This is a genomic window from Pseudescherichia sp. (assembly GCF_032052675.1).
Classification (GTDB): domain Bacteria; phylum Pseudomonadota; class Gammaproteobacteria; order Enterobacterales; family Enterobacteriaceae; genus Pseudescherichia.
Genome location: NZ_DAMBWA010000017.1, coordinates 82195 through 90671 on the forward strand (window position 1 = coordinate 82195; position 8477 = coordinate 90671).

At 58.7% G+C, this 8477-nt stretch carries 7 protein-coding genes; 5 read left to right on the forward strand and 2 right to left on the reverse strand.

Going from position 1 to position 8477, the window contains the following annotated elements; translation table 11 throughout:
• Positions 1–14: 14 nt before the first annotated feature.
• Entirely contained in the window at positions 15–716 is a 702-nt protein-coding gene (gene fre / locus RTX96_RS18790) for an NAD(P)H-flavin reductase (protein WP_312671780.1), read from the forward strand.
• Between the two features lie 53 nt (positions 717–769).
• Here the strand turns inward: fre and fadA are convergent, their stop codons facing one another.
• Together fadA and fadB are read right to left on the reverse strand one after the other, a co-directional pair.
• Entirely contained in the window at positions 770–1933 is a 1164-nt protein-coding gene (fadA, locus tag RTX96_RS18795) for an acetyl-CoA C-acyltransferase FadA (RefSeq protein WP_312671781.1), read from the reverse strand.
• A gap of 9 nt (positions 1934–1942) precedes the next feature.
• The gene (gene fadB, locus RTX96_RS18800; RefSeq protein WP_312671782.1) at positions 1943–4132 is read right to left on the reverse strand and encodes a fatty acid oxidation complex subunit alpha FadB; all 2190 of its coding nucleotides are present in this window, start codon (positions 4130–4132) and stop codon (positions 1943–1945) included.
• Between the two features lie 187 nt (positions 4133–4319).
• Here fadB and pepQ point away from each other — a divergent pair, with 187 nt between their 5' ends.
• From pepQ to hemG, 4 genes are read left to right on the forward strand one after another with little or no spacing between them, the layout of a single operon-like run.
• Entirely contained in the window at positions 4320–5651 is a 1332-nt protein-coding gene (gene pepQ, locus RTX96_RS18805) for a Xaa-Pro dipeptidase (RefSeq protein WP_103821765.1), read from the forward strand.
• Positions 5651–6265 carry an IMPACT family protein gene (locus RTX96_RS18810; protein ID WP_103821766.1) on the forward strand — a complete coding sequence of 205 codons (615 nt, stop codon included), beginning with the start codon at positions 5651–5653 and terminating at the stop codon, positions 6263–6265. Before pepQ ends, RTX96_RS18810 begins: the two co-directional genes overlap by 1 nt.
• 41 nt (positions 6266–6306) lie before the next feature.
• Positions 6307–7758, forward strand: a complete 1452-nt coding sequence (gene trkH, locus RTX96_RS18815) for a Trk system potassium transporter TrkH (RefSeq protein ID WP_103821767.1) — start codon at positions 6307–6309, stop codon at positions 7756–7758.
• 11 nt (positions 7759–7769) lie between these two features.
• Positions 7770–8321, forward strand: a complete 552-nt coding sequence (gene hemG, locus RTX96_RS18820; protein WP_103821768.1) for a menaquinone-dependent protoporphyrinogen IX dehydrogenase — start codon at positions 7770–7772, stop codon at positions 8319–8321.
• Positions 8322–8477 lie beyond the last annotated feature (156 nt).

The window sequence follows — 8477 nt, forward strand, 5'->3', positions numbered from 1 at the left end:
GACAGAGGGAGCGCATGACAACCTTAAGCTGTAAAGTGACCTCGGTAGAAGCTATCACCGATACCGTATACCGTGTTCGTCTTGTACCAGACGCGGCGTTTTCATTTCGCGCCGGGCAATATTTGATGGCGGTGATGGACGAGCGTGATAAGCGCCCGTTCTCTATGGCGTCCACGCCGGATGAGCAGGCGTTCATTGAGCTGCACATTGGTGCTTCCGAGCTGAACCTCTATGCGATGGCGGTCATGGACCGGATCCTGAAAGAGCGCGAAATCCTTATCGATATTCCGCACGGCGATGCCTGGCTGCGCGATGACGAAGAGCGTCCGCTGATCCTGATTGCGGGCGGGACGGGCTTCTCCTACGTGCGCTCTATTCTGCTGACCGCGCTGGCGCGTAACCCGGCACGGGATATCACCATCTACTGGGGTGGACGCGAAGAGAAACACCTGTACGATCTCTCTGAACTGCAAGCCCTGGCGGTTAACCACCCCAATCTGAAAGTGGTGCCGGTCGTCGAGCAGCCGGAAGAGACGTGGCAGGGTCGCAGCGGCACGGTATTGACGGCGGTACTGCAGGATTTCGGCACGCTGGCCGAACATGACATCTATATTGCTGGACGTTTCGAGATGGCAAAAATTGCCCGGGATCTCTTCTGCAACGAACGCAGTGCGCGGGAAGATCGCCTCTTCGGCGACGCTTTCGCCTTTATCTAAGCGCTGACGTTACTGGCCCGACGGTCTCTTTCCGCCGGGCCTGCATAACAGCGTTAAACTCGCTCAAACACCGTCGCAATCCCCTGACCCAGACCAATACACATCGTCGCCAGGCCAAACTGCGCGTCTTTACGCTCCATCAGGTTCAGCAGCGTGGTGCTAATCCGCGCCCCGGAGCAGCCGAGCGGATGACCCAGCGCGATCGCGCCGCCGTTGAGGTTGATCTTCTCATCAATCTGCTCCATCAGCCCCAGGTTCTTAATGCACGGCAGGATCTGCGCCGCAAAGGCTTCGTTCATCTCAAACAGATCGATGTCGCTGACCGCCAGCCCGGCTTTTTTCAACGCCAGCTGCGAGGCCGGAACCGGACCGTAGCCCATGATAGAGGGATCGCAGCCCACGACCGCCATTGAGCGCACCCGGGCGCGTGGGGTCAGGCCCAGCTCGCGGGCGCGACGTTCGCTCATCACCAGCATCGCCGCTGCGCCGTCAGAGAGGGCAGAGGAGGTACCCGCTGTCACCGTGCCGTTAGCCGGATCGAACGCTGGCCGCAGGGCGGAGAGACCTTCAACGCTGGTTTCCGGGCGGATCACCTCGTCGTAGCTAAACATTTTCGGCACGCCGTCGGCGTCGTGACCGCCGGTGGGGACAATTTCATTCTTGAACGCGCCGCTCTGGGTCGCCGCCCATGCGCGGGCGTGGGAGCGGGCGGCAAACTGGTCCTGCATCTCACGGCTGATGCCGTGCATGCGCGCCAGCATCTCGGCGGTTAAGCCCATCATGCCCGCCGCTTTAGCGACGTTACGGCTGAGGCCAGGATGAAAATCCACGCCATGACTCATCGGCACGTGACCCATGTGCTCTACGCCGCCTACCAGGCACGCCTGCGCGTCGCCGGTCATGATCATGCGTGCCGCATCGTGCAGGGCCTGCATTGACGAGCCGCACAGCCGGTTAACGGTTACCGCCGGAACGGCGTGAGGGATCTCCGCCAGCAAGGCGGCGTTACGGGCAATGTTAAACCCCTGCTCCAGGGTCTGCTGCACGCAGCCCCAGTAGATATCGTCCAGCGCCGCGGCTTCCAGCGTCGGGTTACGTGCCAGCAGGCTACGCATCAAATGCGCGGAGAGATCCTCCGCACGCACGTTACGGAACGCGCCGCCCTTTGAACGGCCCATCGGGGTACGAATTGCATCGACAATGACTACCTGTTCCATTGTGACTCCTTAAGCCGATTTCAGAACGCCTGCCGGGCGGGCTGGCGCAACGGGAGGGTAATAGGGTTCGTTATGGCGCGCTTTCTCACGCAGGCCGTCCGGCACGGCGTAGAGCGGGCCAAGGGCGGCAAACTGCTGCGCCCGATCGAGATAGCTGGCGCTGCCCTGGGTGTCGAGCCAGCGGAACGCGCCGCCGTGAAACGGTGGGAAGCCCAGGCCGTAGACCAGCGCCATATCGGCTTCCGCCGGGCTGGCGATAATGCCCTCCTCCAGACAGCGCACGACTTCGTTGACCATCGGGATCATCATCCGGGCAACGATCTCCTCGTCAGAGAAGTCGCGTCTCGGCTGGCTAACCTCTGCCAGCAGACCGTCAACGGCAGCATCTTCCTCTTTCTTTGGCTTACCTTTGCTGTCCTCTTTATAACGCCAGAAGCCCTGACCGTTTTTCTGCCCGAAGCGGCCCGCATCAAACAGTACATCAATGGCGTCACGGTAATCTTTCTGCATACGCTCCGGGAAGCCCGCCGCCATGACCGCCTGGGCGTGATGCGCGGTATCGATGCCTACCACGTCCAGCAGATAAGCCGGGCCCATTGGCCAGCCAAACTGCTTCTCCATCACCTTATCTACGCGGCGGAAATCTGCGCCGTCGCGCAGCAGCTGACTAAAGGCAGCGAAGTAGGGGAACAGGACGCGGTTGACGAAGAAGCCGGGACAGTCGTTAACGACGATAGGCGTTTTGCCCATTTTGCTCGCCCAGGCGACCACTTTGGCGAGGGTCTCTTCCGACGTTTTTTCGCCACGGATCACCTCTACCAGCGGCATGCGGTGTACCGGGTTAAAGAAGTGCATGCCGCAGAAGTTCTCAGGGCGTTGCAGAACGCTGGCCAGCTCGCTGATAGGAATAGTCGAGGTGTTCGAGGCCAGCACCGTATCCGGGCGTACCTTCTGTTCAGTCTCTGCCAGCACCGCTTTTTTCACCTTTGGATTCTCAACGACCGCTTCCACCACCACGTCGACGCGATCAAAGCCGGTGTAGTCGAGGGTTGGATGAATGGTGGCAATCACCCCCGCCAGCTTCAAACCATCGATCTTGCCACGCTCAAGCTGCTTGTTGAGCAGCTTGCTGGCCTCGCTGATGCCCAGCGTCAGAGATTTGTCATTGATATCTTTCATCAATACCGGCACGCCTTTCCATGCGGACTGGTACGCGATGCCGCCGCCCATAATGCCTGCGCCCAGCACGGCGGCCTGCTTCGGCGTATCAACGTTCTGGGTCAGCTTTTTCGCCTGGCCTTTGACATACTGATCGTTCAGGAAGATGCCTACCAGCGCGCGGGCCTCGTTGGTATGGGTTAGCGGGACAAAGCTCTGGTTCTCAAGCGCCAGCGCCTCATCACGGCCAAACCTGGCCGCCGCCTCAATGGTTTTCACCGCCGTCAGCGGGGCGGGGTAGTGCTTGCCTGCAGTCTGCATCACCATGCCTTTGGCGATGGTAAAGCTCATGGCGGCTTCAATCTTGCTCAGCTTCAGCGGCTCCAGCTTCGGCTGGCGTTTGGCGCGCCAGTCCAGATCGCCATCGATCGCCTGACGCAGAACGGCCAGCGCGCCGTCGCGCAGTTTCTCCGCCGTCACGATGCCATCGACCAGGCCAATTTTCAGCGCCTGCTCGGCACCGACATCTTTCCCGGCGGCAATGATCTCCAGCGCGCTGTCAGCGCCGAGCAGACGCGGCATGCGTACCGAACCGCCAAAGCCCGGCATAATCCCCAGCTTGGTTTCCGGCAGGCCAATGCGCAGGTCCGGCGTCGCCAGGCGATAGTCGGTGGCGAGCACACACTCGCAGCCGCCGCCCAGCGCATAACCGTTAACGGCAGAGATCGTCGGAACAGGCAGATCTTCCAGGCGGTTAAACACGCTGTTAGCGAAGTGCAGCCACTGGCTAAGCTGCTCCTCGGGAACCTGGAACAGAGAGAGGAATTCGGTGATGTCCGCGCCGACAATAAAGGCGGCTTTGTCGGAGCGCAGCAGCAGCCCGGTGAGGTCGGGGCTTTTTTCCAGCACGTCCAGCGCCTGGCCGAGACTCGCCACCGTCGCCGTATCGAGCTTGTTGACCGAGCCGGGGGCCGCGAACACCAGTTCAGCAATGCCATTTTCCAGCCAGTCGAGGTACAGGGTATCGCCTTTGTAGAGCATGTCAGTCTCCTGAATCCAGCAGGGTTACTGGTCTTACCAGATGAGACGGAGTGTGGTTATTATGTTAATAAAATGCAAATGAGAGTTTAAAAAGTTGCTGAGGCGATCACGCTTAACGGAAAACACGCAGGCGTTACCGGGTATGTTAAGATGCCGAGAATTGACGTCTAAACCAGAAGGGAAAATCATGGACTCACTGGCTGCGCTTTATAAAGATCATATCGTTACCCTACAGGAACGTGCCCGGGACGTACTGGCCCGCTTTAAGCTCGACGCACTGCTGATTCACTCCGGCGAGCTGTTCAACATCTTCCTTGATGACCATCCGTATCCCTTTAAGGTCAACCCGCAGTTTAAAGCCTGGGTGCCCGTTACCCAGGTTCCCAACTGCTGGTTGCTGGTGGATGGGGTTAACAAGCCAAAGCTGTGGTTCTACCTGCCGGTGGATTACTGGCACAACGTCGAGCCGCTGCCGACCTCGTTCTGGACTGAAGAGATCGAGATCATTGCCCTGCCAAAAGCGGACGGTATCGCCAGCCAGCTGCCTGCGGCGCGGGGCAATATCGCCTACATCGGCCCGGTGGCAGAGCGTGCGCTGCAGCTGGAGATCAAAGCTGAGAACATCAACCCGAAAGGGGTGATTGACTATCTGCACTACTACCGCGCCTATAAGACTGACTATGAGCTGGCCTGTATGCGGGAGGCGCAGAAGACGGCGGTGATGGGACACCGCGCGGCGCACGAGGCGTTTCTCTCCGGTATGAGCGAGTTTGACATCAACGTGGCCTACCTGACCGCCACCGGCCACCGCGATACCGACGTGCCCTACAGCAATATCGTGGCGCTTAATGAGCACGCCTCCGTGCTGCACTACACCAGGCTGGATCACCACGTGCCCGCTGAGATGCGTAGCTTCCTGCTGGATGCCGGCGCCGAATATAACGGCTACGCCGCGGATCTGACCCGGACGTGGGCCGCCAACGGCGACAACGATTTTGCGCAGCTGATCAAGGACGTCAACGAGGAGCAGCTGGCGCTGATCGGCACCATGAAAGCGGGGGTGAGCTATATCGAGTATCACCTGCAGTTCCATCAGCGCATTGCGAAGCTGCTCCGTCGCCATCAGATTGTGACCGACATCAGCGAAGAGGCGATGGTAGAGAACAATCTCACCGGCCCCTTCATGCCGCACGGTATCGGCCATCCGCTGGGCCTCCAGGTTCATGACGTTGCTGGCTTTATGCAGGATGATACCGGTACGCATCTGGCCGCCCCGGCGAAATATCCCTACCTGCGCTGCACCCGTGTCATACAGCCGCGCATGGTGCTGACCATTGAGCCGGGTATCTACTTCATCGACTCGCTGCTGAGCGCGTGGCGTGAAGGCGAATTTAGCAAGCACTTCAACTGGCAGAAAATTGAAGCACTGAAGCCGTTCGGCGGGATCCGTATCGAAGACAACGTGGTGATCCACGAGAACGGCGTAGAGAACATGACCCGAGATCTGAAGCTGGCCTGATGGAGAGCTGGCTGATACCGGCTGCGCCGGTGACCTTCGTTGAGGAGATCAAAAAGAGCCGCTTTATTACGCTGCTGGCCCATACCGACGGCGTAGAGGCGGCGAAAGCCTTCGTCAGCGCCGTGCGGGCAGAACATCCGGAGGCGCGGCACCACTGCGTCGCATGGGTAGCCGGGCCGCCTGATGACTCGCAGCAGCTGGGCTTTTCCGACGATGGTGAACCGGCAGGCACGGCGGGCAAGCCGATGCTGGCTCAGCTGATGGGCAGCGGCGTCGGTGAGATCACCGCTGTAGTGGTGCGCTACTATGGCGGGATCCTGTTAGGCACCGGGGGGCTGGTCAAGGCCTACGGCGGCGGCGTACAGCGTGCGCTTAATCAGCTCACCACTATCCGCAAATTACCGCTGACCGAATATACTTTGTGTTGTGATTATGCCCAGCTCGCTGGCGTAGAAGCGCTACTGGGGCAGTTCGAAGGGAAGATTGTTACCAGCGACTATCAGGCGGTCGTGCAGCTACGGGTGGCGCTTCCCCGCGCCAGGCTGGACGAGTTTTCTGCCCGGCTGGCAGATTTTAGTCGTGGTTCATTGCAATTATCAGCCATTAAAGAATAATCCCCACCTCATTTATCTGGATACCTAAGGAAGCGGCAGAGATGCATTTTCGCGCCATTACCCGAATCGTTGGACTGCTGGTGATACTGTTTTCCGGAACGATGATCCTGCCCGGACTGGTTGCGCTGATTTACCGGGACGGCGCTGGGCGTGCATTCACCCAGACCTTCTTTGTGGCGCTGGCGATCGGTTCCCTGCTGTGGTGGCCCAACCGCCGGGAGAAGGGCGAACTTAAGGCGCGGGAAGGGTTTCTGATCGTGGTGCTGTTCTGGACGGTGCTGGGCAGCGTGGGGGCCTTACCGTTTATCTTCTCCGAACGTCCCAACCTGACGGTGACCGATGCTTTCTTTGAATCTTTTTCCGGCCTGACGACCACGGGGGCAACCACGCTGGTGGGGCTGGATACCTTACCGCACGGTATTCTCTTCTATCGTCAGATGCTGCAGTGGTTTGGCGGGATGGGGATCATTGTGCTGGCCGTGGCTATTCTTCCTATCCTTGGCGTCGGGGGGATGCAGCTCTATCGTGCAGAGATGCCTGGCCCGCTGAAGGATAACAAGATGCGCCCGCGTATTGCCGAGACGGCAAAGACGCTGTGGCTTATCTATGTGCTGCTGACCGTAGCCTGCGCGCTGGCGCTCTGGTTCGCGGGTATGCCGGCGTTTGATGCCATTGGCCACAGCTTTGCGACCATCGCCATCGGTGGATTCTCCACCCATGATGCCAGCGTTGGCTATTTTGATAGCCCAACGATTAACACCATTATTGCTATCTTCCTGCTGATCTCCGGCTGTAACTATGGCCTGCACTTCTCCCTGCTGAGCGGGCGGAACCTGAAGGTCTACTGGCGCGATCCCGAGTTCAGGATGTTCATCGGCGTGCAGCTGACGCTGGTAGTGATCTGCACCCTGGTACTCTGGTTCCACGATGTCTATAACTCAGCGGTGACTACGCTAAACCAGGCGTTCTTCCAGGTGGTGTCGATGGCAACGACCGCCGGCTTTACTACCGACAGCATTGCACGCTGGCCGCTGTTCCTGCCGGTGCTCCTGCTCTGCTCGGCGTTTATCGGCGGCATGGCGGGGTCAACCGGCGGTGGGCTGAAGGTCATTCGTATCCTGCTGCTGTTTAAACAGGGTAACCGCGAGCTGAAACGGCTGGTGCACCCTAACGCGGTGTACAGCATCAAGCTGGGGAACCGCGCGCTGCCGGAGCGTATCCTTGAGGCGGTGTGGGGGTTCTTCTCTGCTTATGCACTGGTCTTTATCGTGAGTATGCTGGCGATTATCGCTACGGGCGTAGATGACTTCTCTGCCTTTGCCTCCGTGGTCGCTACGCTGAACAACCTTGGGCCGGGTCTTGGGGTCGTGGCGGATAACTTTGCCAGTATGAATCCGGTGGCGAAGTGGATCCTCATCGCTAATATGCTTTTTGGTCGTCTTGAAGTCTTTACGTTGCTGGTGCTCTTTACCCCAACGTTCTGGCGCGAATAAGGGAACACGCTATGAAAACGTTGATTCTATTCTCCACCCGCGATGGGCAAACCCGTGAGATTGCCTCCAGTATCGCCTCCGAGCTGAACGAACTGGGCGTCTATTCCGATGTGGTTAACCTTAACCGTACTGAATCTATTGCCTGGGAGGCGTATGACCGCGTGGTTATCGGCGCCTCAATTCGCTACGGTCACTTTCATCCTGCCGTGGACCGTTTTGTGAAAAAGCATCTGCAGCACCTTAATGCGCTGCCCAGCGCTTTTTACGCTGTAAATCTTGTGGCGCGCAAACCAGAGAAGAGTTCACCGCAAACCAATAGCTATACGCGTAAGTTTTTAATGAACTCGCCGTGGCAGCCGGATCGCTGCGCGGTGTTTGCCGGTGCCCTGCGCTACCCACGTTATACCTGGTACGACCGGATCATGATCCGCCTGATTATGAAGATGACCGGGGGAGAAACAGATACGCGTAAAGAGGTGGTCTACACCGACTGGTCACGCGTAAGCGAATTTGCGCGCGAAATCGCACAATTAACCAGCAAATCGGTGGCAAAGCAGGCATAAAGTCTGCAAATTGAGCGCTTGAAAAGTTTTTTGCATTTAACGCTTGTCAGCGCCGAATAACTCCCTATAATGCGCCACCACTGACACGGAACAACGGCAAGCAAGCCGCCGGGTCAGCGGGACTTCTCCGGAAGTTCTGCCAGAGAAAAGCGAAAA